This window comes from Nonomuraea sp. NPDC050202 (genome assembly GCF_040656115.1).
In the GTDB taxonomy this organism is placed as follows: domain Bacteria; phylum Actinomycetota; class Actinomycetes; order Streptosporangiales; family Streptosporangiaceae; genus Nonomuraea.
This window is the reverse complement of the sequence record NZ_JBFALF010000001.1, coordinates 162114-185257: the sequence shown is the minus strand read 5'-3', so window position 1 is coordinate 185257 and position 23144 is coordinate 162114. Positions and strand designations below refer to the sequence as shown.

The 23144-nt window shown below is 72.4% G+C and carries 20 protein-coding genes; 10 read left to right on the top strand and 10 right to left on the bottom strand.

Annotated elements, in window-relative coordinates; translation table 11 throughout:
* Nucleotides 1–2 precede the first annotated feature (2 nt).
* Nucleotides 3–1148, bottom strand: coding sequence for a lipase family protein (locus AB0I79_RS01010; RefSeq protein WP_357865589.1), 1146 nt, complete (start codon nt 1146–1148; stop codon nt 3–5).
* A gap of 172 nt (nt 1149–1320) precedes the next feature.
* On the opposite strand from AB0I79_RS01010, the gene AB0I79_RS01005 reads away from it, so the two are divergent.
* Complete coding sequence (locus AB0I79_RS01005; RefSeq protein ID WP_357865587.1) at nt 1321–1899, top strand: hypothetical protein; 579 nt, start codon at nt 1321–1323, stop codon at nt 1897–1899.
* Nucleotides 1900–1913: 14 nt separating this feature from the next.
* On the opposite strand, the gene AB0I79_RS01000 is transcribed toward AB0I79_RS01005, so the two are convergent.
* Nucleotides 1914–2873: a LysR family transcriptional regulator gene (locus AB0I79_RS01000; protein WP_357865585.1), complete on the bottom strand. Its 960-nt coding sequence runs from the start codon at nt 2871–2873 to the stop codon at nt 1914–1916.
* A 27-nt stretch (nt 2874–2900) separates the two neighbouring features.
* Nucleotides 2901–3077, bottom strand: coding sequence for a hypothetical protein (locus tag AB0I79_RS00995; RefSeq protein ID WP_357865584.1), 177 nt, complete (start codon nt 3075–3077; stop codon nt 2901–2903).
* A gap of 32 nt (nt 3078–3109) precedes the next feature.
* Here AB0I79_RS00995 and map point away from each other — a divergent pair, with 32 nt between their 5' ends.
* Nucleotides 3110–3958 carry a type I methionyl aminopeptidase gene (map, locus tag AB0I79_RS00990; RefSeq protein ID WP_357865582.1) on the top strand — a complete coding sequence of 283 codons (849 nt, stop codon included), beginning with the start codon at nt 3110–3112 and terminating at the stop codon, nt 3956–3958.
* A 79-nt stretch (nt 3959–4037) separates the two neighbouring features.
* Here the strand turns inward: map and AB0I79_RS00985 are convergent, their stop codons facing one another.
* From AB0I79_RS00985 to AB0I79_RS00970, 4 genes are all read right to left on the bottom strand, one after another.
* Nucleotides 4038–4427, bottom strand: coding sequence for an ATP-binding protein (locus tag AB0I79_RS00985; RefSeq protein WP_357865581.1), 390 nt, complete (start codon nt 4425–4427; stop codon nt 4038–4040).
* Between the two features lie 210 nt (nt 4428–4637).
* On the bottom strand, nt 4638–6614 hold the full coding sequence (locus AB0I79_RS00980; protein WP_357865580.1) for a cytochrome c oxidase assembly protein: 1977 nt from the start codon (nt 6612–6614) through the stop codon (nt 4638–4640).
* Nucleotides 6611–7249 (bottom strand): copper resistance CopC family protein, encoded by a 639-nt coding sequence (locus AB0I79_RS00975; RefSeq protein WP_357865578.1) that lies wholly within the window; start codon nt 7247–7249, stop codon nt 6611–6613. The genes AB0I79_RS00980 and AB0I79_RS00975 overlap by 4 nt, the downstream gene beginning before the upstream one ends.
* A 60-nt stretch (nt 7250–7309) precedes the next feature.
* Nucleotides 7310–8593 carry a helix-turn-helix transcriptional regulator gene (locus AB0I79_RS00970; protein WP_357865576.1) on the bottom strand — a complete coding sequence of 428 codons (1284 nt, stop codon included), beginning with the start codon at nt 8591–8593 and terminating at the stop codon, nt 7310–7312.
* A gap of 470 nt (nt 8594–9063) precedes the next feature.
* On the opposite strand from AB0I79_RS00970, the gene AB0I79_RS00965 reads away from it, so the two are divergent.
* Entirely contained in the window at nt 9064–11901 is a 2838-nt protein-coding gene (locus AB0I79_RS00965; RefSeq protein WP_357865575.1) for a BTAD domain-containing putative transcriptional regulator, read from the top strand.
* 15 nt (nt 11902–11916) lie between these two features.
* Here AB0I79_RS00965 and AB0I79_RS00960 read toward each other — a convergent pair whose 3' ends face one another.
* Entirely contained in the window at nt 11917–13410 is a 1494-nt protein-coding gene (locus AB0I79_RS00960; RefSeq protein WP_357865573.1) for a helix-turn-helix domain-containing protein, read from the bottom strand.
* A 94-nt stretch (nt 13411–13504) separates the two neighbouring features.
* Between AB0I79_RS00960 and AB0I79_RS00955 the strand changes: the two genes are divergently transcribed.
* Genes AB0I79_RS00955 through AB0I79_RS00945 form a run of 3 tightly spaced genes read left to right on the top strand, consistent with a single transcriptional unit; the run spans nt 13505 to nt 17392 of the window.
* A complete protein-coding gene (locus AB0I79_RS00955; protein ID WP_357865571.1) occupies nt 13505–15703 on the top strand; it encodes a molybdopterin cofactor-binding domain-containing protein in 2199 nt (732 codons plus the stop codon).
* A gap of 15 nt (nt 15704–15718) precedes the next feature.
* Complete coding sequence (locus AB0I79_RS00950; RefSeq protein WP_357865569.1) at nt 15719–15952, top strand: EF-hand domain-containing protein; 234 nt, start codon at nt 15719–15721, stop codon at nt 15950–15952.
* Between the two features lie 54 nt (nt 15953–16006).
* A complete protein-coding gene (locus tag AB0I79_RS00945; RefSeq protein WP_357865567.1) occupies nt 16007–17392 on the top strand; it encodes an NCS2 family permease in 1386 nt (461 codons plus the stop codon).
* Here the strand turns inward: AB0I79_RS00945 and AB0I79_RS00940 are convergent.
* Entirely contained in the window at nt 17389–18354 is a 966-nt protein-coding gene (locus AB0I79_RS00940) for an excalibur calcium-binding domain-containing protein (protein ID WP_357865566.1), read from the bottom strand. The two genes, AB0I79_RS00945 and AB0I79_RS00940, sit on opposite strands and share 4 nt — an antisense overlap.
* Before the next feature lie 150 nt (nt 18355–18504).
* On the opposite strand from AB0I79_RS00940, the gene ald reads away from it, so the two are divergent.
* Nucleotides 18505–19620, top strand: coding sequence for an alanine dehydrogenase (gene ald, locus AB0I79_RS00935; RefSeq protein ID WP_357865564.1), 1116 nt, complete (start codon nt 18505–18507; stop codon nt 19618–19620).
* Between the two features lie 73 nt (nt 19621–19693).
* A complete protein-coding gene (locus AB0I79_RS00930; RefSeq protein WP_357865563.1) occupies nt 19694–20212 on the top strand; it encodes an EF-hand domain-containing protein in 519 nt (172 codons plus the stop codon).
* Between the two features lie 52 nt (nt 20213–20264).
* Here AB0I79_RS00930 and AB0I79_RS00925 read toward each other — a convergent pair whose 3' ends face one another.
* The gene (locus AB0I79_RS00925) at nt 20265–20978 is read right to left on the bottom strand and encodes a DUF3105 domain-containing protein (RefSeq protein ID WP_357865562.1); all 714 of its coding nucleotides are present in this window, start codon (nt 20976–20978) and stop codon (nt 20265–20267) included.
* Nucleotides 20979–21111: 133 nt separating this feature from the next.
* On the opposite strand from AB0I79_RS00925, the gene AB0I79_RS00920 reads away from it, so the two are divergent.
* Nucleotides 21112–21738 (top strand): DUF305 domain-containing protein, encoded by a 627-nt coding sequence (locus tag AB0I79_RS00920; RefSeq protein WP_357865560.1) that lies wholly within the window; start codon nt 21112–21114, stop codon nt 21736–21738.
* Between the two features lie 2 nt (nt 21739–21740).
* Nucleotides 21741–23141, top strand: a complete 1401-nt coding sequence (locus AB0I79_RS00915) for an NAD(P)/FAD-dependent oxidoreductase (RefSeq protein ID WP_357865558.1) — start codon at nt 21741–21743, stop codon at nt 23139–23141.
* Nucleotides 23142–23144: the final 3 nt, after the last annotated feature.

The window sequence follows — 23144 nt, the reverse complement described above, 5'->3', positions numbered from 1 at the left end:
TCTCAGCAGTTGCTGGAGGCGGGCAGTCCCAGGATCCGCAGGGCCAGCCATTCGATGGCCAGCGGACCGCCCTCGATGGCGCCCGTGACGTGGTCGGGCGCGGGCAGCGACATCCACCGCACCCGCACTCCGGCCCTGCAGTACTCGGTGCGCAGCGTGGACCCGATCGCCAGCGGGATGATCTGGTCGCCGCGCCCGTGGTACAGGAACATCGGCACCCGCGGCGGGATCGCGCCGAGCCGGTTCTCCGCCAGGCGGGTCAGCCACTTGGGCTGGTTGAGCAGGTCGATCGGGCTCAGGTCGGCGAAGCGGAGCCCGGCCAGCTTGCTCAGGTCGCCCACGCAGTCGTCGGCGGCGTCGGCGAGCAGCGCGCGGCCGCGGTCGTTGAGGTCGGCCTCGAGGTCGAGCTCCGGGTAGGCGGCGTCGAGCCCGACCCCGGCGGCCGCCGCCAGGCCGAAGTCGGAGCTGCCGTCCAGGTGCTGGGCGACGGCGTGCAGGTCGGCGGGCACCCCACCGGCCGCCACGCCGCGCAGCCGCAGCTCGGGCGCGTACGAGGGCTGGAGCTGGGCGGCCCACGCGGCGGAGGCACCGCCCTGGGAGTAGCCCATGATGCCGACGGGCGCGCCGGCCGACAGCCCGGCGCCGGACACGCGGGTGGCGGCCCTGATCGCGTCGAGCACGGCGTGCCCCTGCGAGATCCCCGCCATGTACGTGTGCGGCCCCGGCGTGCCGAGCCCCTCGTAGTCGGTCATCGCGACCGCGTACCCCTTGAGCAGGAACAGGCTGACCAGCGCGAGCTCGGCCTCCCTGCCCTGGCTCATGCTGACGGAGGGCGCGCACTGGTCGCCGAGCCCGTGGGTGCCGAAGGCGTAGCCGATGATCGGGCGCGTGCCGAGCGGGTACCCGGCCCTGGGCACGAGCAGGGTGCCGGAGACGGTGTTGACGGCGCCGGTGGCGGACGTGGAGTTGTAGCGCAGGTGCCAGGCGTTGACCGGGACCTCCAGGAGCTGGCCCGGCAGGAGGTAGACCGTGGTGGGCTGGGCGGAGACGACGTCTCCTGGTGCCGCGGCGCGGGCGGGCGCCGCGGTGAGAAGCGACATGATCGATAACAGGATCATGGACATGCTGACGCGCACACGTAAGGTCATGTGCCGCCCCTCTCCGTGAGGATCACCACTTTGGGACGGCGGCGCCGCGAGCCGATCGTTACCCGAGGGTAACTCCATGTCAAGGCCCGAAATGACGGGCGAACACACCTCGTGTCAACACATCACTCCCGAACCAGCCTCCCCCCTCACCCCGGTGGGGCACCATGGGGACATGGACTCAGGATCGGTGGCCTTCCTGCGCGAGATCCTCGCCGAGACCGGCTGGCTCGAACGCGCCCGCGAGCTGGGTCTGGCCCTGCGGGCCACACGCTCCCCGGGCGGCCTGCTGCTGGTGGGCACGCCCGACGAGGAGCCCTGGCACCTGACCGCGCACCTCGCCGACGAGGCCCGCCTGTCCGGCCTGTCCCAGCTCACGCCCACCCTGGTGCGCTGGGAGCCGCCGCCCGGCGCGCCCGCCCACCTGAGCGTCGGCCTCGACCGGCTGGAGCGGGCGGCCCGCGGGGAGACGCTGTTCGTGCTGTCGGAGCAGCAGGCGCCGGTCCCGCTGCTGGAACGGGTGGACGACGCCCGGCGTACGGGGGCGACCATCCTGGCCATCGAGGGCGGCGACCGGGAGCTGGCCGGGCTCGCGCACGACGCGATCGCGGTGCCGCGTGACGGGCTGGTGACGTTCGACGGGGCGCAGCACCTGGTGAGCGCGGCGGCGGGCGAGCTGGAGCAACGTCCGAGCCTGCGCGAGCGCCTGGCCCGCCTCCTGGAGAAGGTCAGCGGCCCCCAGGTCACCGACTGACGGGAGCCCGCGGCTCAGGCGCCGGCGACCGGGTCGGCTTCCCCGAGCCGCCCGCGCAGGGACGCCTCCAGCGCCGCGGTGGCCTCCTCGATCACCCCGATCACCACGGCGTGCACCGGATCGGGCTCCCCCGAGCGCGTGCGGCCTGCCCGCGTGACGACGTCCACCCTGCGCGCCCCCACGTCGTGGATGTCGCTCACCAGCACCTCGCCCTCCGGCACGTCCAGCAGCGCCAGCGTCGGCACGATCGCCACCCCGTGCCCGGCCGCCACCAGCGCCAGCGCCGGCTCGAACTCGTCGACCAGGTGCACCTTGCGCGGCTCGAACCCGTGCAGCCCCGCCAGCCGCTCCAGCGCCTGCCCGCACGCGTGGGGCGGCACGCTGGCCACCCACGGGCACCGCATGAGGTCGGCCACCGTGGTCGGCGGCTCGGGCCAGTCCGGCGGCACCACGATGCGGTACTCGTCCACGTGCAGCAGCCGCGTGCTCAGCGACGGCTGCGACAGGGCGGGCAGGCCCATGTCCTGCTCGGTGATGAGCACGTCCACCGACCCCAGCCGTAACTCCTGCAGCGCCGGCTGCCCGAAGATCTCGTGGATGACCGGCGTGATCCTGGGATGGCGTACGGCCAGCTCCCGGATGGCGGGCACCAGGATGTGCTTGATCACGGTGGCGAAGGCCGCGATGCGCACCGGCCCCGCCAGCCGCTCGGTGAACCGGGTCAGCTCCCGCTTCGCCTCGGCCAGCTCCTCCTCGACCCGCTCGGCGTACCCGGCCAGCACCCGCCCCGCCGGGGTGAGCGAGACGCTGCGCTGGGAGCGGTCGATGAGGGGGAGCCCCACCTCGCGTTCGAGCTGGGCGAGCTGCTGCGAGACGGCGGAGGAGGTCAGGTGCAGCGCCTCGGCGGCACGCAGGACGCCGCCGCGGCGGGCGACCTCGTACAGGATGCGCAGCCGCCGAGGATCGATCTCCACGCGGATCAGCCTACTGGGGCACGCTGATCAGTCGTCGTCCTGGTCCGCCTCGTCCCACGACTTGTTGCGGTCGGCGGCGCGCTGCAGCGCCCCGGCCGCCTCCTGCTCGGACGCGTACGGACCCATCCGGTCCTTGTTGGGGCAGCCCTGGTCGGGCTCGACCCGCATGTGCTTGAGACAGAACCACCACTGGCCTTCGCTCACGAGGTCAATTCTGCCCCGTAGACTCGTGTTTCATGACGACACTGCTCCAGCCAGGGCGAGTTTCGCCCATGCGAAAGGTTCCCGCCCACATCGAGCGGCCGGAGTACGTCGGCAAGAAGCGCCCCAGGACCGGCGAGTCCGACGTGAAGACCCCCGAGATCATCGAGCGGATGCGGGTGGCCGGCAGGATCGCCGGCCAGGCCCTGGAGGAGGTCGGCAAGCACGTCCGGCCGGGCGTCACCACCGACGAGCTCGACAGGATCGGCCACGAGTTCCTCCTCGACCACAACGCCTACCCCAGCACGCTCGGCTACAAGGGTTACCCCAAGTCGTTGTGCACCTCGATCAACGAGGTCATCTGCCACGGCATCCCCGACGACACCGTGCTGCGCGACGGCGACATCGTCAACGTCGACATCACCGCCTACATCGGCGGCGTGCACGGCGACACGGACGCCACGTTCCTGGTGGGAGACGTCGACGAGGAGTCGCGGCTGCTGGTGGAGCGCACCCGCGAGGCGACGATGCGCGCCATCAAGGCGGTCGCGCCCGGCCGGCAGCTCAACGTGGTGGGCCGCGTCATCGAGGCGTACGCCAAGCGCTTCGGCTACGGCGTGGTGCGCGACTTCACCGGCCACGGGATCGGCACGAGCTTCCACTCCGGGCTGATGGTGCCGCACTACGACGATCCGTCGCTGCGGGTGGAGCTGGTGCCGGGGATGACGTTCACGATCGAGCCGATGCTGACGCTGGGCACGATCGAGTACGAGATCTGGCCCGACAAGTGGACGGCCGTGACGAAGGACCGCAAGCGCACGGCCCAGTTCGAGCACACGATCGTCGTCACCGACACGGGCAGCGAGATCCTCACGCTGCCCTGACCCCTGGGGGCGCCCGTCACCCCTGGGGGGGGCGCCCCGTCACCGGCCCCCGCGCGCCCCGTCACGGCAAGGCCGCCCGTCAGTGCCGCCTGGGCACCACCCCCGTCACCGTGGTGCCCTCACCGTGCACGCTGTTCACCGACAGGGTCCCGCCCAGCTCGGCGAAGGCCGCCCGCATCCTGGCGATTCCCCGCCCGGCCCCCGTCGCGGGAAAGCCCTGGCCGTTGTCGCTGACGGTCATCCGCAGCCCGCTCTTGCCGACCGTCACGGCGATGGACACGGTCCGGGCCCTGCTGTGCTGCTCGACGTTGGACAGGGCTTCACGCATGGTGGTCATGACGCCGCTCGACACGCGGGAGGGCACGTCGGTGGCGGGCAGCGCCCACGTCTCGACCGCGATTCCGGTGCGCTCCGACCATTCGGCCAGGTAGCTCTCGAGCGCCTCGGCCAGGCTCTGCCCCCCGCGCATCCGTGTCTCTTCCGACAATTGGTTCTCGCCTTCCTCGGCACCCCGGGCGCAGCGCCGGTCCCCACTCCGGCGCTCCCAAGCTGCGGTGCGTATCCCCCCTCAAGGCGTGCGCACGCTAGCTGATGAGGTTATGCCCGTCTCCCCTGTAAGAAAGGCTACCTGCCGGTCCTGAGACGTGTAGTCGGAAGGTAGAAGGCCATGTCCGAACGGCTACTCGCCCTTGTCGGCACGGTTGAGACGGGCGAGGTAAGCGTTGTAGGAGTCGAGCTCGGGATCGCCGCCGCCGGTGCGTCCCGCCCTGCGGTCGGCGCGCCGCGCCTGCCTGTTGTCGTCCTTGTACCACTGCACGGCGATGGCCAGCAGGACGATGAGCGTGGGGATCTCGCCGAAGCCCCACGCGATGGCGCCGCCGTCGCGCTGCGTCTGCAGCAGCGTGTCGCCCCACGTGCGCCCGAGCTGCTCGTACCAGCCCGAGGCGATCACGGAGCCCATCATCATCAGCGCGATCCCGAAGAAGGCGTGGAACGGCATGGTGACGAAGAGCATCAGCAGCCGCCCGACGTACGGGAGCCGGTTGGGCCCGGGGTCGACGCCGATGATCACCCAGAAGAACAGGCACCCGCTGATCAGGAAGTGCAGGGTCATCCAGATGTGGCCGAGGTGCTCGTTCATCGCCGACTCGAACAGCGGCGTGAAGTACAGCGCGTACGTCGAGGCCACGAAGATGGCGGTGGCGACCACGGGATGCGTGACGACCTTGGTGAAGCGGCTGTGCAGGATCGTGGTGATCCACTCCCGCGGCCCCCTGTCGCCCCTCCTGGCGGCGGGCTTGAGCGCGCGCAGGGCCAGCGTGACGGGCCCGCCGAGGACGAGGAAGATCGGCACGACCATGGACAGCGTCATGTGCTCGATCATGTGGATGTCGAACATGACCTGGGCGTACCGGGCCAGGCCGCTCTGCGTGCAGAAGACGAGCAGCGCGACGCCGATGTACCAGGAGGCGGTGCGGCCCCACGACCACCGGTCACCGCGCCGGCGCAGGCGCAGCAGGCCGGCCCCGTAGAGCCCGGCCAGCACGGCCGCCACCACGGCGAAGAACAGGTCGAGCCACCACAGCGAGAAGATGTTGCCGAGGGTGAGCGGGGGCGGGAGGGGGAAGCCGAGCAGCTCGAACGCCCGGTCGGCGGGGATGCTGTACTCGGGCGGCGGCGTGCGCGACAGCGCCACGGCGATGCCGATGGTGGCGAACATGAGCACCATCTCGCCGCCGGCCAGCCGGGTGAACGCGCGGGGCTTGCGGGCCTCCAGGTCGGCCAGCGTGCGCTGGCGGTGCCAGTAACCGACGTAGCCGAGCAGCACGAACGCCACGACCTTGGCCACGGCGAGGAGGCCGTACTCGGAGGTCCACAGGTCGGAGACGGCGCCCAGGCGGGCGACCAGCGCGAAGATCCCGGACAGGCCCACCCCGGCGTAGCACCACAGCGCCATCCGGGAGAACCGCGCCGCGGCCACGTCGAGCTGCGGCTGCTTGCGCAGCGCGTGCAGGGCCAGCACGCCGAGCCCGCCCGTCCACAGCGCGAGCGAGAGCAGGTGCAGCGACACCGACGACGTGGCCAGGTCGTGGTTGGGCGAGGAGGAGGTGTGCCCGGTCAGCGGCGCGGGCAGCAGCGTCACCATCGCGAACACCAACAGCCCCGCCGCCGCCCCGGCGGTGATGGCGCCGCGCGAGAACAGCGCGATGGCCACTCCGAACAGCACCACGAGCGTCAGCGCGACGCCCTGCGTGGTCTGGGTGGCGTAGCTGGTCAGGAAGGCCCGGTCGAGGATCTGCGGCACGCTTCTGCCCATGGAGTCGGCGACGCCGAACACGATGGACAGGAACGCGGCCCCGGCCCACACGAGGGCGGCCCACGAGCTGGCCTTGACGTATTCGACGGCGCTCTTGCCGAGCACGCCCTTGTCGTTGGGCAGCAGCGCGGCGGCCATCAGCAGCAGGCCCACGGTGATCACGCCGGCGGCGTCCATGAGCAGCTTGGACAGCGGCAGCCCCCACCGCACGACGGCGCCGGCGTCGGGCAGCCCCGGGATGATCCTGGGGAACGCCCTGCCTCCGGCGATCATGCCGATGACCAGGGCGGCGATCGCGGCCGCCGCGGTCACGAGCGCGAGGCGCGCCGCCCGGGTCATGGCTTCTTCTTCCGCGCGCTCAGCAGGAACCCGATGCCGATGCCGACGAGCGCGCCGATGACGATGATCAGCCAGACGGGGAAGGTCGCGCCCTGCTCGGCAGCCGCCTGCTCGGTGGCGGCGACCTCGGTGGGCGCGGGAGCCGGGGCGCTCGTGGCGGGGGCGCTCGTGGCGGGGGCTCCGGCGGCCGGATCCTCCGACGACGACGCGGACGACGACGCGGACGGGGACGCGGACGGGCTGGGCGACGGCGTCTCGGCGCCCTTCACCCGGAACGGGATCTCTCCCTCGATGGGGTGCCCGTCGGAGGACACGACGCGGTAGGCGATCGTGTACTTCCCGTCGGGCAGCGGCCCCTTGACCGCCTGCGTCACCACGGCGCCGTCCACCTCGGGCTTGCCGCTCTGGTGCTGGGCGTCTCCGTCGCCCCGCACGATGACGAACGGCATGCGCACCTTGGCGCTGAACTCGAGCTTGACCTCGTCGAGGGACTCGACCTCGGCGTTCTTGGCCGGAGAGCTGCTCTTGAGCGTGTCGTGCGCCAGCGCGGGCGCGGCGGCGCCGAACACGAGCCCGGACGCGAGCAGGGCGGAGGCGAGAATCGCGGTGAGGGCCGCGAGCGGGGATCTCTTCATGGCACCCCCAAGGCTACCGACGCCACCGCCCGGTCCGGACGTCGCTCCGCGATCCGGGCTCTACAATCCCGCGCAGGCCAGCGCGCGCTGGTAGGCCTCGACCGCTCCGTCGGCGTCGCCGAGCTGCTCCATGGTCTCGGCCGTGGCGTACCAGGTGGAGGCCGAGCGGCGGGAGTTGGGCAGCGGGTCGAGCCACTGCTTGACGCCGGCGGTGTGCGCGCGCCCCTCCTCGATCCGGCCGGCCGCGCCGTAGATCCTGCCGAGCAGCAGGTTCGCGTCGGCGCCGAGCACGTGGCCGTACCTGGGGAGCAGGTCTCTGGCGGTCGCGGCGTGCTCGGCGGCCTGGTCGAGGTCCTGCATCATGTATTCGGCGCAGGCCAGCTCGTTGTAGACCATGGCCTGGTCGATCGTGCTTGTGGAGGTCTGCTCGTACTCCTTGATCGAGGCGAGCAGCATCTCGCGCGCGGTGGCGGCGTCCACCGAGCCGGTCCGCAGCCGCGTCCTGGTGTACGCGTACCGCATCCTGGCGGTGTTGCGCGGCTGGCCGTGCTCCATCTGGACGGCCAGGGCCCGCTCGGCGAAGGCCACCGCCTCGTCGTTGTGGCCGGTGACGCGGGCGGTGATGGAGGCGTTCCAGTTGGCCGCCACGATGGAGCGCGGCGTGCCCAGCGCGTCGGCCGCGTTGAGCAGCTCGGCCGCGAACTGCCTGGCGCGCAGCATGTCGCCGCGTTCGTAGTAGGCCGCCAGCAGCGTGGCGCCCAGCTCGACCAGCAGGTCGGTCCAGGGCTGGCGGGCGATGCCGCTCAGGAGCTGCTCGCCCACCTCGACGGCCTCGCCGAGCTGCTCGCTCTCGCGGTAGGCGCGGCAGAGCGCGACGGCCACCTCGATGTTGCGCTCGGCGGGAAGCTCCTCCTCGCGGAGCCTGAGCATGATGGCGATCGCCTGGTCGAGATCGCCTCCGGCCTCCAGGGCGAGCGCGAGGCCGAATTCCGCTTCTTGACGAAGGGCTGTCAACCCTGCAAGGTTACTGTTCCCAAGCAGCTCGGCGAAGCGCGTGCGGGCCTCGGCGACCTCGCCGTTCTCGAGTGCCAGCCGCGCGTAGCCGAGGGCGAGCTCGATGTCCTCCATCTGCTCGGCCGTGACACCGTTGATCAGATAGGACAGCGAACAGTCCAGCTTGTTGGCCAGCAGCTCCAAGACCGCGGGGGTGGGGGTACGCTTACCGCTCTCGATCAACGAGACATAGCTGTCCGACAGCTCGGGATGCGCCAGCTGCGCCTGTGACAGACCGCGTTGCCGCCGAACCGTCTTGATGCGGAGTCCGACTAGGTCAGATGTGGTCACAGCAGCCGCTCCCTGAGAAGATGAAGTCCGAGCAACCCACATAGGCGAGGGAGAACCCCATGCGCATGCGCATTGCCCTGTCCGTCCTGGTGGCCGCGATCACCGCGGTAACCACCATTGGAGCCAATGTTACGGCCGCAAGTGCCGACTCGTCTTCCCTTACTTCCTCGCTGGCAGAGCCGAGCTGCTGCTGAGCCGCGAGTGGTAGGTGAGCGAACGAGCGAGGTGAAGTAGCACGCTGGGCACGAGCCGCACTCCGTGCCCCAGTACAGTGGTCCGGCAGGCCGGGGTCTCTCGGGCCCCGTCACCTGCCTTCCATGCGACTTCCCCTGAGCCGCTGATCAGCCGGAGCCCTCGTGACCGACCGCACATCGGCCACGGGTGCTCACAACGTAGCGGTCAGACCTATATTTCCTCTACATACGATTCAGTCCCCTTTACGCCACGGCCATCGCGACTAAGCTCCCTACGTGTATCCCACTCGCGATCACGGGCGTCCGGCGGCCGGAACGACCATCGGTCTGCTCGGCCCGGTTGCCGGTGTGCTCGGCGGCGGTGACGTCGACCTGGGGCCGCCGCTGCAGCAGGCGATCGCGGCGATGCTGGCGATGCGTGCGGGCCGCGTGGTCACGCTGGGCCAGCTGATCGAGGGCTTGTGGGGCGACGCCCCTCCCCCCAGTGCCACGCAGAGCGTCTACACCTACATCGCGGGCCTGAGGCGGGCCTTCGAGCCGAACCGCGGCCGGCGCCAGCCTCCGGGCATGGTGGCCCGCGCCGCGGGCGGTTACCTGTTACGGCTGGATCCGCTCCAGGTCGACGCGCACGCCTTCGCCGCGCATCTGGACTCGGCGGCGCAGGCGAACAAGGCCGGTGACGTCGCCGGCGCGTTGCACGTCATCGAACAGGCGCTCGCGTTGTGGCGTGGCCCGGCGCTGAGCGGCGTGCCGGGCCCGTTCGCGGAAGGTGAGCGGGCCCGGCTCGAGGAGCTCCACCTGACGGCCGTGGAGGCCAGGGCCGACGCCCTGATACGGCTCGGCCGCCCGGAGGATGGGCTCACCGCGCTCCACGACCTGACCCACCGCCATCCCCTTCGCGAGCGCCCTCGCGAGCTGCTCATGCTGGCCCTGCACGGGTGCGGGCGGCAGGCCGAGGCGCTGACGGTCTTCGAGGAGGCCCGCCGCGCCCTGTCCGAGGAGCTCGGCGTCGATCCCGGCGAGGGCCTGCGCCGCGCGCACCACCTCGTCCTGGCCGGCTCCGGCGAGCGGGTGGCCCCTGATCCCGTCGTCCCTCGCCAGCTTCCCCGCGACCTGATGGTGTTCGTCGGCCGCGCGCGGGAGGCGGTGCGGCTGCAGTCCCTGCTGGATCCGGGGGGTGACGATCCGCCGCACCCGTTCGTGGTGATCTGCGGGGCGCCGGGTGTCGGCAAGTCGACGCTGGCCGTCCGCGTCGCCCACGCGGCGCGGGACCGGTTCACCGACGGGCAGCTCTACGTCAATCTGCGCGGGGGCACGCCGAACGTCTCCCGGCTGTCCTCGCACGAGATCTTCAGCCGGCTGCTGCGCGGCATCGGCACGCAGGACGACGCCGTCCCCGCCGACGAGGACGAGGCCGCGGCCCTGTGGCGGAGCAGGCTCCAGGGCCGGCGGCTGCTCGTGCTCCTGGACAACGCCGCCGATCTCGCCCAGGTCAGACCGTTCGTCTCGGCGCCGCTCGGCACCTCGGTCCTGGTGACGAGCCGGGAGTCCCTGGCGGTCGGCGACGACTGCGTCCAGCTCCGCCTGGGCCCGCTGTCCGAGGCGGAGGCCACCGCCATGCTGTCCAGGCTCCTCGGAGCCGACCGCGTCCGCGCCGACCTCGACCAGACCACCCGGCTGGTCCGTCTCTGCGACGGGTTCCCCCTCGCGCTCCGCATCGCCGGCGCGCGGTTGCTCGATCGGCCCGACTGGAGCGTCGGGGCGCTGACGGCGCGGCTCGGCGACGAGCGGCGGCGGCTGGCGGAGCTGGAGGCCGGGGAGCTGGCCGTACGGTCGAGCCTGGCGGCGAGCTGGAGCGCGCTCAACGGCAGCGGCCGCGAGGTCGACGCCGCGGCGGCGCGCCTGCTGGCCCTGCTCGGCCTGCTGCACGTGCCCGACATCACCGTGGAGGCGGCCACCGCGCTGTCCGGCTCGCCGCAGGCCGACGTCGAGCGGGCGCTGGAGCGGCTGTGTGACGCCCATCTGCTCGATGCGGGCGAGCCGGGACGCTACTACCCCCACGATCTCGTCCGGCTCTTCGCGGCTGACCTGCTGCCCGCCGGCGAGCGGCTCGCGCCGCTCAGGCGCGCGATCGGCTACTACGCCGAGTCCGCGCGCGCCGCGGCCAGGACCAGCGACCCGCACCGCGTCCACTGCCTGCACCCGAGGATCGACGCCCGGGGCCGCGCCTTCGGCGGCGCCGACGAGGCGCGCGCCTGGCTCAGGACGGAGGAGGCCACCCTGCTCGCCGCCGCCTTCCAGGCGATGGCCGATCCGGACGACGACGTCGCGCGGGCGGGCGCGGCGATCGGTTTCGCCCTGTGGTGGTACCAGCAGCGGGCATACCGGGTGCGCGGGCTCATCTCGCTGGGCGAACGCCTGCTCGCTACGGGCGAACGCCTCGATGACCCGGTCATCAGGATGGAGGCGCACGCCCATCTCGCGACGGGGCTGTACTTCAAGGGCGACCCGGTCTGCCTCGAGCACAACGATCGGCACCTGCGCCTGGCCCGGCAGCTGGGCGATCTCTTCAACGAGCAGCGGGCGCACGGCAACCTGGCCAACACGTTGCTGAAGTGGGAACGGTACACCGACGCCCTGGAGCACGCGCTGGCCCAGCGGGCGATCGCCCGCGAGGCGGGGTCGGCGGTGGGGGAACGCTACGCCCTGCTGGTGGCGGCGCGGGCCCACATCCATCTCGGGCGGTTCGAGGACGCGGCGGTCCTGCTGGAGGAGGGGGCCGCGATGGCCGCTCTCGCGGGCGACCAGCACGGCCAGGTGGAGTTCGCGGTGTCGCGCGGAAGAGTGCTGATCGAGCTCGGCGAGCTGGAGGCGGCTCGCACCGTGCTCACCGAGGCCCTGGAGCCGTCGCGTACCACCGCCAGGACGACGGAGATGGGCTGCCTCGTCTACCTGGCGCGGGCCCACCGCCTCCTCGGCGGGACCGCCGCGGCCATCCGGCACAGCGCGGAAGCGGTCGTGCTCGCCGAGCAGACGGGCAGCGACTACTGGCTCGAACGGGCGATCAAGGAGCGTGACGAGGCCGCGCGGGCGCAGTCGTCGGTGCACGCGTGAGCGGCGGCCTCCCGGTCAGCGCGGCGGCGCCGTGTCCCTGAGCGCCAGGAAGAAGTCGACCCGGTCGGCCATCGTGGACAGGTCCCTGCCGGTCAGCTCCTCGATCCTGCGCACGCGGTAGCGCACGGTGTTGACGTGCAGGTGGAGCCGCTCGGCGCAGGCGTGCCACGAGCCGGCGCAGTCGAGGAAGATCCCGAGCGTGCGCACCAGCTCCGACTGGTGCCTGCGGTCGTAGTCGAGCAGCGGCGACAGCAGCCGGTCGGCGAACGAGCGGCGCACGTCGCCCGGCACCGTGGCCAGCAGCAGCGCGTGCGTGTAGATCTCGTCGCTGGTCACCACCCCGCCGCCCCGGGCCTCGGCCAGCCGCCGGGCGTGCCCGGCCTCCTCCACGCCGCCCTTGACGGCGGCGGCGCCCGTCAGCGCGCCGCTGAGCCCCACGCACAGGCGGGTGCCGGGCAGCGCGGCCAGCACGCCGGCTCCTGCGCGCAGCCGGTCGGCCAGCTCCGCGGTGGTGCGCTCGCGCAGCGGCACCACGGCGACCGCGCCGTCCGCGCCGGCCGCCGCCACGACCTCGCGGCCGAGCAGCTCCTCCACGGCCTGGCCGCCGAGCGTGGCGGGGTCGGGCCCGCGGGTGGCGCCAGGTCCGGGCGCGGTGACGTTCACGATCGCGTACGGCTCCGCCCCGCCCACCCCGCACGTCCGCAGCCTGGCGTCGAGCTCCGCCACCCCGGCCTCGCCCAGCGCGGCCACGATGAGCTGCTCGGTCAGCCGGCGCTCGACCCGGCGGCCCTCCTCCATCCGGCTGCGTTCGAGGCCCACGCACGAGGCCAGCTCGTAGCCGAGATCGGCCCGGTCCATCAGGTCGCCGTCGCAGGCCAGCGCCCACCCGGCGGCGCGGTGGCCGCGCCCGACCGCGAAGATCGTGTGCCCGCCGACCCTGACCGGCAGGCGCGGCGCCGTCAGGTACGCCTTGGCCAGGCGTACCGGGTCGTCCGCCGTGCCGACGATCACCTCGCCCGACGCGGACACCACCGCTCCGGTGACGCCCAGCTCCGCGGCGGTCAGCTCGAACAGCTCGCGCAGGTCGGCGCCCTCGGCGATGGCCGCGACGAGCCGGCGGTGGCTGCCGAGCGCGTCGCGCACGTCACCGGCCAGCCGGGGCACGACCGTCTCGGCCAGCGTGCGGAACGAGACCTCGACCGGCACCTCCACCAGCGGCAGCCCGGCGGCGGCGCAGGCGGCCACCAGGTCGTCCGGCACGTGGCCCAGCCACGCCTGCCCGGCGCCGAGCGCGGCGACCCCGGCCTCGGCCAGCGCGGCCACGAACCGGGCCGAGTCCTCCGGCTCGTGCCACCACATCAGCCCGGTCAGCACCAGCTCGCCGCCGCTCAGGTAACGGCCGGGCTCGGGCAGGTCCGTGATGTGCACGGTGCCGAACTCGCGGGCCGGGTCGCCGGTGAGCAGCCGCAGGCTCAGGTCGTCGATGGCCAGCAGGTCGGAGATGCGCACCTGTAGGAATGTACAAGCCGTATGTTGCAATCGATGACCGCATTTTGACGTCGGGCATATTTGTCCGGCGCGGGCGCGGTGCTCTACTCGGAGGATGACGCAGACGTCTGACGCGACCCTGCCCGGCGTCGGCACCGGGCTCGGTGTCGGGGAGAGCGCGCGGCGGCCCGACGCGGCGCTGAAGGTGTCCGGCGAGTTCGCCTACGCCTCCGACCTGTGGCTGGAGGGCATGGTGTGGGGCGCGACGCTGCGCAGCCCGCATCCGTCGGCGTGGCTGCGCTCGATCGACGTGGGCCCGGCGCTGCGCATCCCCGGCGTGCGGGCGGTGCTGACGCACGAGGACGTGCCCGGCGAGAAGTACTACGGCCTGGAGCACAGGGACCAGCCGGTGCTGGCCATCGACCAGGTGCGCCACCAGGGCGAGCCGGTCGCGCTGGTGGCGGCCGACCATCCGGAGACGGCCCGCAGGGCGGTGGCGGCCATCGCCGTCGAGTACGAACCCCGCCCCGCCATCACCGACCCCCGCCGGTCCCGGCACTTCGTGCGCCACCAGCCGGTGCGCCGCGGCGACACGTTCGAGGCCGAGGTCGTCGTGACGGGCGAGTACGAGGTCGGCATGCAGGACCAGGCCTTCCTCGGCCCGGAGTCCGGGCTGGCGGTGCCCGCCGAGGACGGCGGCGTGGACCTGTACATCGCCACCCAGTGGCTGCACGTGGACCGCGACCAGCTCGCCCCCTGCCTGGGCCTGCCCGCGGACAAGGTGCGCCTGACGCTGTCGGGCGTCGGCGGCGCGTTCGGCGCCCGCGAGGACCTGTCGATGCAGATCCACGCCTGCATGCTGGCCCTGCGGCTGAACCGCCCCGTCAAGATCGTGTACGGCCGGGAGGAGTCGTTCTTCGGCCACGTGCACCGCCACCCGGCCCGCATGCGGTACGAGCACGGCGCCACCCGCGACGGCAGGCTCGTCTACGTCAAGGCCGACATCCTGCTCGACGGCGGCGCGTACTGCTCCTCCTCCCCCGCCGTGGTCGGCAACGCGGCGTCGCTGGGCGTGGGCCCGTACGAGGTGCCGAACGTGCGCGTGGACGCCACCGGCGTCTACACCAACAACCCGCCGTGCGGCGCGATGCGCGGCTTCGGCGCGGTGCAGGCGTGCTACGCCTACGAGTCGCAGATGGACCGGCTGGCCGAGGCGTGCGGCCTGTCCCCGGTCGAGATCCGGGTGCGCAACGCCGTCTCCCAGGGCTCCCGCCTGATCACCGGGCAGGTGATCGACTCGCCCGCCCCGCTCGCGGACATGCTGCGCGACCTGGAGGCGATCCCGCTTCCCGGGCCCCCGCCTCCGGAGAGGACGGAGCGGGACCTGCGGGAGCTGCCCGGCGGCGTCTCCCAGACCACCCACGGCGAGTCCGTGCGCCGCGGCGTCGGCTACGGCGTCGGGATCAAGAACATCTGCTTCTCCGAGGGTTTCGACGACTACTCCACGGCCCGGGTGCGGGCCGAGCTGATCGGCGGCGAGCCGCACGTCACCGTGCACACGGCCGCCGCCGAGGTGGGGCAGGGCCTGGTCACCGTGCAGGCCCAGATCGCCCGCACCGAGCTGGACATCCCGAACGTCACCGTGGCCACCGCCGACACCTCCGTCGGCTCCGCGGGCTCGTCGTCGGCCTCGCGGCAGTCGTACGTCACGGGCGGCGCGGTCAAGGCCGCCTGTGAGGCGGTGCGCAAGCGGTTCGAGGGGCTGCCGCCGAAGCAGGCGCTGGAGCGGTTCGGGCCGATCGAGGAGACGCGGGAGTACCGGCACCGGCCGACGTACCCGATGGACCCGCTCACCGGGCAGGGCGACTCGCACACGCAGCTCGCGCTGTGCGTGCACCGGGCGGTCGTGGACGTGGACGTGGAGCTGGGCCTGGTGAAGGTGGTCGAGCTGGCGGCGGTGCAGGACGTCGGGCGGATGCTGAACCCGCAGGCGCTGGAGGGCCAGATCCACGGCGGCTCCGCGCAGGGGCTCGGGCTGGCGCTGATGGAGGAGATCCAGGTGCGCGACGGCCGGGTGCTGAACCCGTCGTTCACCGACTACCTCATCCCCACCATCCTCGACATGCCGCCCATGACGCTGAAGATCCTGGAGAACCCGGACCCGGCGGCGCCGTACGGGCTGCGCGGCGCCGGCGAGCCCCCGACGCTCTCCTCCACCCCCGCCATCGCCGCGGCCGTCAGAGCGGCCACGGGGCTTCGGTTGACTCGCGTTCCGATTAGGCCGGAAGATATCGCCTTGTTCGACAAGGGCTAGACAAGGGGGCACCCGATGGCAACCGCGCGTGAGGCGGCAGAGGCGGAGTTCAGGCGCTTCGACACCGACGGCGACGGCCTGCTGACCGCCGGCGAGATCAGGCAGGCCAACGAGGCGCTCGGCGGGCAGGGCGCGTCGGAGAGCGAGATCGAGGCGTTCATCAGCTCGGCCGACAGCGACGGCGACGGCATGATCAAGCTGGACGAGTTCGTCACCCTGGTGGGCCACGGCCGCCACGAGAAGGCGTGATCTCGGCCCCGGCGGGGTAGGCAACCCGGCATTCCCCCTGATCACAAGGGGGGAATGGCGGTGCTCGACAGATTCTTCGAGCTGACGGGGCGGGGCACCACCGTTGGTCGTGAGGTGCGTGGCGGGCTCACCACGTTCATGGCCATGGCCTACATCATCCTGCTCAACCCGATCATCCTGGCCGGGGCCAGGGACGTCACCGGCGCCCGCCTCTCGATCGGCGAGCTGACCACCTCCACCGCGCTGGCCGCGGCGATCACCACGCTGCTCATGGCGTTCGTCGGCAACGCGCCGTTCGGGCTGGCCGCCGGGCTCGGCCTGAACGCGGTCGTCGCCTACCAGGCCGCCCCGTACATGACCTGGGCGCAGGCCATGGGCCTGGTCGTGCTGGAGGGCTTGGCCATCATCGTGCTGGCCGTGACCGGCCTGCGCACCCTGATCATGAACGCGATCCCGCTGGCGCTCAAGCACGCGATCAGCGTGGGGATCGGGCTGTTCATCGCGCTGATCGGCCTGGTGGACGCGGGCTTCGTCGCGGCGGGCTCGGGCACGCCCGTGCAGCTCGGCGCGACCGGGCACCTGACGGGCTGGCCGGTCACGGTCTTCTGCTTCGGCCTGCTCCTGATGATCCTCCTGTACGTGCGCCGCGTCCCGGCCGCCATCCTCATCAGCATCGCCGTGACGGCGGCGCTGGCCATCCTGGTCAACTCGGTCAACACCATCGACCCGGCGTCCTGGGGCGTGGTCGCGCCGCGCATGCCGGAGTCGCTGGTCTCGGCGCCGGACTTCGGGCTGGTGGGACAGTTCGACCTGTTCGGCGGGTTCGTCACGGCGGGGGCGCTGACGGCCACCGTGGTGCTGTTCACGCTGGTGCTGTCGGGCTTCTTCGACGCCATGGGGACGATCATCGGCGTCAGCGACGAGGCCGGGCTGGTGGACGAGCGGGGCCGGGTGCCGCGGCTGGGCCGCATCCTGACCGTGGACGGTGTCGGCGGCATGGTGGGCGGCGCGGCGAGCGCCTCGGCCAACACCGTCTTCGTGGAGTCGGCCGCCGGTGTCGGCGAGGGCGCGCGTACCGGCCTGGCCAGCGTGGTCACGGGCGCGCTGCTGGGGCTGACGCTGCTGTTCACGCCGCTGGCCGCGGTGGTGCCGGCCGCCGCCGCGGCGCCCGCGCTGGTGCTGGTGGGGGCGCTGATGATGATGCAGAGCAGGAACGTGCCGTGGGACGACCTGGACCTGGCCGTGCCGGCGTTCCTGACGATCGCGCTGATGCCGTTCACGTACTCGATCACGAACGGCGTGGGCGCCGGCGTGATCGTCTACACGCTGATCAAGGCGGTCAGGGGGCGCTTCTCCGAGATCCCCTGGCTGCTCTGGGTGGTCTCGCTGATCTTCCTGGCTTACTTCGGCATCGACTGGCTGGAGGAGCTGTTCACCTAGCGGATGTCGCCGCTGTTGCAGGCCACGCCGTTGTTGTCGACGTCGGTGTACCAGGCGTACTCCTCGTGCGTGCCCTTGTAGTAGGGCCCGTCGCCGGCCGCCACGGCCTCCTTGCAGCTCGCGTAACGCTTGTCGGCGCCGCCCCGGCCGCCCGTGGCGGGCGCCGTGCCGCCAGGCCGGGACGTGCCGGTGGAGCCCGTGGTTCCCGTGGTTCCCGTGCCGCCGGTCGGCTGGCTCGACGTGGCGGGGCCGGTCGGCTGCCCGCCGGGGGTGCCTGCCGGGCCGCCGGTGGGAGGCGTGGCCGGCTGGCCGGTCGGAGGGGTGGACGGGCCGGTGGGAGCGGGCGTGGTGCCCGTGCCCGGGGCCGGCGTGCTGCCCAGCAGGCGGGCCACCAGCGCCTCGGCGTCCTCCTTGGTGAAGCCGGCGATGCTCACGCTGTCGCCGTCCATCGGCTGCGTCACGATGGGCGCGGCCAGCACGGTCTTGGGCTGGTCGGCCTGCGCCGGCGCCAGCACGACCGCGACCGCCTCCTGCGCGGGCGCCAGCTCGTCGATGAGCTGCACCAGCTTGTCCTTGAACGCCGGCGCGACCGCGATGCGCACGGAGTACAGGCCGTCGTCCTCGCGCAGTGGCTCGATCCGCTGCACGGCGCCGACCGTGACGCCGGCCTCCAGCAGGTAGCAGGTGCTCTGCGCCTCGTCGAGCACGGCGGGGTCACCGGGGCAGGGCGCGGGCTTGGTCTCCCTGACGGGCGCGAAGTGGATGGGCACCGATAGGTACCGCGGGGGCGCGCCCCCTAACAGCGGCATGTCGGGGCTCTTGGTCATCAGGACGGCGACCGTGCCGAGCACGCCTGCGATGAGCACGACGAGCACCAGCGAGACGATCAGCACGATGGTGGTGAGTCTGCTGGCGGTCGGCTCCCCCGGGTCCGCGGGTGGCGGCTCTTCCGGCTTGTCCATCGATGACGATCCCATCCTGACGTTCGGGCTGCCGGTGAGCCTATCGAGGAGAAGGCACAGCGGGGTAATCCGCCGGATAATCCTCATGCAACTGTGAGACGGGAGGAAGAATGGAGGAGGAAAGACGGGATCCCCGGGAAGAGTGACGGCATGAAGGTCGGTGTGCCGCGAGAGGTCAAGAACAGCGAATACCGGGTGGCGCTGACCCCCGCGGGGGTGCATGAGCTGGCCCGCCACGGTCACCAGGTCCTGGTCGAGCGCGACGCGGGCGCCGGCTCCGCGATCCCCGACGCCGACTTCGCCGCCGCGGGCGCCGTCCTGGTGCCCGCCGCCGACGAGCTGTGGGGCGCGGCCGACCTGGTCATGAAGGTCAAGGAGCCGGAGGCGGAGGAGTACCACCGGCTGCGCAAGGGGCTGGTGCTGTTCACGTACCTGCATCTGGCGGCGTCGCGGGCCTGCACGCGGGCGCTGCTGGAGTCGGGCTGCACCGCGGTCGCGTACGAGACGGTCCAGACGGCCGGCGGCGCGCTGCCGCTGCTGGCGCCCATGTCGGAGGTGGCGGGGCGGCTGGCGCCGCAGGTGGGGGCCTACCACCTGATGCGCTCGGCGGGCGGCAGGGGCGTGCTCATGGGCGGGGTGTCCGGGGTGCGCGCGGCGCACGTGGTGGTGATCGGGGCCGGGGTCTCCGGCATGAACGCCGCCGCGATCGCCCTCGGCATGCAGGCCGAGGTGGTGCTGCTCGACATGAACATCGACAAGCTGCGCCAGGCCGACCTGATCTACCAGGGGCACTGCCAGACCGTCGCCTCCAACACGCTGGAGATCGAGCGCGCGGTGCTGGAGGCCGACCTGGTCATCGGCGCGGTCCTCGTGCCGGGCGCCAAGGCTCCGACGCTGGTCGGCAACGACCTGGTCAGCCGGATGAAGCCGGGCTCGGTGCTGGTGGACATCTCGATCGACCAGGGCGGCTGCTTCGAGGACTCGCGGCCGACCACGCACGAGGAGCCGACGTACCGGGTGCACGACTCGGTCTTCTACTGCGTGGCCAACATGCCGGGCGCGGTGCCGCACACCTCGACGTTCGCGCTGACGAACGTGACGCTCCCGTACGCGCTGGCCATCGCCGACCTGGGCTGGCAGCGCGCGATGCGCGCGGACCCCGCGCTGGCGCTCGGCCTGAACACGCACGAGGGCCGCGTGATCAGCCGCCCCGTGGCCGAGGCGCACGGGCTGGAGTGGACGGCGCCGCAGGACGTGCTCGGCTGAGCGGATTCCCCGTTGCCTCTGGGCATCCCGCACCCCAGGAGTTACGCTAAGTTGCGATCAGCTACTCACCGTAATGATCGGAGTGGTGATGTCCCAGCCGAGCTACCGCGAGAGCGCGGAGCGCAACTTCAACGACCTGGACGCCGACGGCGACGGCTTCCTGACCCGGTACGACTACATGGCGCTCGCCCAGCAGCGCCTGCAGCAGACCGGCGTACGGCCCGACTCGCCCGACGGCGAAGCGGTGGTGGAGGCGTTCCTCAACGCCTGGGACACCCACGTGCGCGCCCTGGACACCGACCGCGACGGGGAGATCAGCAAGGAGGAGTACGTCCGTTCCTTCGAGATGCTGGTGCGCACCGGCGCGCTCGAGGCGGTGCTGGCTCCGATCTCCAGGGCCACGTTCACCGTGGCCGACCGCGACGGCGACGGCCGGATCAGCGCCGAGGAGTTCCGCTCCTTGTGGACCCACCCGGGCACCGACCTCGGCGCCGCCTTCGACAGGGCCGACGCCGACGGCGACGGGCGCATCTCCTTCGAGGAGTTCGCCCGCGCCCGCCAGGGCCTGCTCACCGGCCAGATCGGAGCCTGAACGTGCGTCAGGGCCCGGCGGGGGCCGGGCCCTGACGTCCTTTCCGGTACTGCTACTGCTGCTGGGACGGGCTGGCCGACGGGGCGAGCGTCTCCATCGGCGCCTGCTGCTGGGCCGTGGGCTCGGGCGGCAGCGGCGCCTGGTCGGCCGTGGTGGTGATCGCGTCCTGGCCGCCACAGGTGGCGCCCGGCTCGGGGGTGTCAGGCCCGTTCTGGTAGCGCTTGATGAACGCACCGATCTTCGGGTCGGCCGGGTCGGTCAGCTTGAGCTGGTGCCCCCAGGAGGAGACCACGATCGGGGACGGCAGGTTGGGGAACGGGCTCATGAGCATGTAGTCCTGCTGCCCCGTGGAGGACGCGACCTCCTTCAGCTTGTCCACCTGCGCCTTGGGCAGGTCGGGCCGGTAGGTGATCCAGACCGCGCCGTGCTCCAGCGAGTGCACCGCGTGCTCGGCGTGGATCGGCTTGTCGTAGATCGCGCACTGCTGCCAGTAGTTGTTGTGCTCGCCGCCGACCGGCGGCGTCTCCTTGTACGCGACCGTGTTCCAGACGTGCTGGCCGGCCTCGTACTTGACGCTCGTCACGGCGTCCAGCGAGGTCTGCCTGGCCTGGTTGACCAGGTAGAAGCCGACCACGCCGACGAGCACCACGATGATGAGCCCACCTGTGCCCCACATCAGCAGTGCGGCGCGGCGTTGTTTGCGCTTCTGCTCGGCCCGCATCTTCTGCAGGTTCTCGCGCCGCGCCTGCGCCTTCTCCTTCGTCATCGCTCCTCCATCGGCGTACCAACTCCGGGTCACCCTATGCCCTCCAGGCGTATGCGGAGAATAAGCCCCGCATAAGGGTCCGATCACAGCCTCGTCCCCAGGTGGGTACGCTGGAGCGGCCATGGAAAAGCCGGTGAGAAGACCCGTCCTGATCGTCTGCGGCGTGCTGGTGCTCGCCGCGGCCGCGTTCCTGCTGTTCGGCCGCGACGGCACGCCCGGCGACGCCTCGCCGGAGGCCGGGTTCGCCCGCGACATGGCCACGCACCACGCCCAGGCCGTCGACATGGCGTTCGTCATCAGGGACAAGGGCCCCGCCAGGGAGATCAGGAGCCTGGCCTTCGACATCATCAACACCCAGGCCAACCAGCGCGGCATGTTCCAGGGCTGGCTGCAGCAGTGGCAGCTCAGCCAGGCGACCGACCAGCGGCCGATGGCCTGGATGAGCGGCCACGGGCACGGCGCCGCGACGCCCGCCGCCACACCAGGTGTCATGCCGGGCATGGCCTCGCCCGAGGAGCTGAGCAAGCTCAAGCAGGCGCAGGGCACGCAGGCCGAGGTGCTGTTCCTGCAGCTCATGATCCGCCACCATGAAGGCGGCGTGCAGATGGCCGAAGGGCTGCTGAGGCTGTCCACGCGCAGCGAGGTGGTCAGCATGGCGCAGAAGATCGTCGACGGGCAGAGCGGGGAGATCAAGCTCATGACGGAGCTGCTCAGGCAGCGCGGGGCGCAGCCTTACCCGTCGATACTGAAGAGCCAGTAGCGGTGGGCGCCAACGCGGTCGTCGTGGGGTCGGGCCCCAACGGGCTGATGGCCGCGGTCATGCTGGCCCGCGCCGGGCGCGAGGTGCTGCTGCTGGAGGCCGCCGAGCGGTTCGGCGGCGGGCTGCGGTCCGGCGAGCTGACGCTGCCGGGGCGCGTGCACGACCTGGGCGCGACCGTGATGGCGATGGCGCTGGCCTCCCCCGCGTTCCGCGCGCTCGACCTCAAGGGCGTCGAGTTCGCCCATCCGCCGGTGGCCGCCGCCCACCCGCTCGACGGGCGGCCCGCCGTGCTGGTGCACCGCGACGTCCGGCGTACCGCCGCGGGGCTGGGGCGCGACCGCGCCGCGTGGCTGGCCACCGTGGGAGCGGCGGTGCGGGCCGGGCTCCCCCTGGTGGAGCTGCTGCTCAAGCCGCTGGGGCCGTGGCCGGCCCGGCCGCGGGTGTTCGCACAGGCCGCCAGGTTCGGGCTGGCGGCGGCGCTGCCCGCCACGACGTTCGCCGGCGGGGCGTTCCGTACCGTGGAGGCGCGGGCACTGCTCGCGGGCATGTCCGCGCACTCCATGCTGGACCTGCGCTCCCCCATCTCGGCCGGGTACGGGTTGCTGCTGGCGGTCCTGGCCCACCTGGTGGGCTGGCCGGTGGTACGGGGCGGGTCGCAGGTGCTGGCCGACGCGCTGGTGGCCGAGCTCAGGTCGCTGGGCGGGCAGGCGGTGAGCGGGCACCGGGTGCGGCGGCTGGCGGAGCTGGACGCGCCGATCGTCGTGCTCGACGTGACGCCCAGGCAACTGCTCGCGATGGCCGACCTGCCGGACGGGTACCGGCGGCGGCTGGAGCGCTTCCGGTACGGGCCCGGGGTGTTCAAGCTGGACTGGGCGCTGGACGGGCCGGTGCCGTGGCGGGATCCGGCGGTGGCCTCGGCGGGCACCGTGCACCTGGGCGGGACCCTGGAGGAGATCGCGCTCAGCGAGGCCGAGACGATGGCCGGGCGGGTCTCTCCCCGGCCGTACGTGCTGCTCGTCCAGCCGTACGCGGCCGATCCGACGCGGGGCGGGCACACGCTGTACGCCTACTGCCACGTCCCCAACGGCTCCGCGGCGGACATGACGGACGCCATCGAGGCGCAGATCGAGCGGTACGCGCCGGGCTTCCGCGACCGGGTGCTGGCCAGGCACGCGATGGGGCCGGCCGCGCTGGAGGCGGACAATCCCAACCTGGTGGGCGGGGACCTCGGGGGCGGGCTGGCCAGCCTGACGCAGTTCGTCCGCCGCCCCGTCTGGTCGCCCGCCCCGTGGCGCACGCCGCTGCCGGGGGTGTTCCTCTGCTCGTCCTCGACGCCGCCGGGGCCGAGCGTGCACGGGATGGGCGGCTGGCAGGCCGCCCGCCTGGCCCTGCGCGGGCACTGAGCC

What these genes read in the sequence shown, in the direction of transcription:
- AB0I79_RS00945 (WP_357865567.1), top strand. Translation starts at nt 16,007, where the DNA reads ATGGCGGTGCTCGACAGATTCTTCGAGCTGACGGGGCGGGGCACCACC.
- AB0I79_RS00980 (WP_357865580.1), bottom strand. Translation starts at nt 6,614, where the DNA reads ATGACCCGGGCGGCGCGCCTCGCGCTCGTGACCGCGGCGGCCGCGATC.
- AB0I79_RS00975 (WP_357865578.1), bottom strand. Translation starts at nt 7,249, where the DNA reads ATGAAGAGATCCCCGCTCGCGGCCCTCACCGCGATTCTCGCCTCCGCC.
- ald (WP_357865564.1), top strand. Translation starts at nt 18,505, where the DNA reads ATGAAGGTCGGTGTGCCGCGAGAGGTCAAGAACAGCGAATACCGGGTG.
- AB0I79_RS01005 (WP_357865587.1), top strand. Translation starts at nt 1,321, where the DNA reads ATGGACTCAGGATCGGTGGCCTTCCTGCGCGAGATCCTCGCCGAGACC.
- AB0I79_RS01010 (WP_357865589.1), bottom strand. Translation starts at nt 1,148, where the DNA reads ATGACCTTACGTGTGCGCGTCAGCATGTCCATGATCCTGTTATCGATC.
- AB0I79_RS00955 (WP_357865571.1), top strand. Translation starts at nt 13,505, where the DNA reads ATGACGCAGACGTCTGACGCGACCCTGCCCGGCGTCGGCACCGGGCTC.
- AB0I79_RS00985 (WP_357865581.1), bottom strand. Translation starts at nt 4,427, where the DNA reads ATGCGCGGGGGGCAGAGCCTGGCCGAGGCGCTCGAGAGCTACCTGGCC.
- AB0I79_RS00925 (WP_357865562.1), bottom strand. Translation starts at nt 20,978, where the DNA reads ATGACGAAGGAGAAGGCGCAGGCGCGGCGCGAGAACCTGCAGAAGATG.
- AB0I79_RS00930 (WP_357865563.1), top strand. Translation starts at nt 19,694, where the DNA reads ATGATCGGAGTGGTGATGTCCCAGCCGAGCTACCGCGAGAGCGCGGAG.
- map (WP_357865582.1), top strand. Translation starts at nt 3,110, where the DNA reads ATGACGACACTGCTCCAGCCAGGGCGAGTTTCGCCCATGCGAAAGGTT.
- AB0I79_RS00940 (WP_357865566.1), bottom strand. Translation starts at nt 18,354, where the DNA reads ATGGACAAGCCGGAAGAGCCGCCACCCGCGGACCCGGGGGAGCCGACC.
- AB0I79_RS00950 (WP_357865569.1), top strand. Translation starts at nt 15,719, where the DNA reads ATGGCAACCGCGCGTGAGGCGGCAGAGGCGGAGTTCAGGCGCTTCGAC.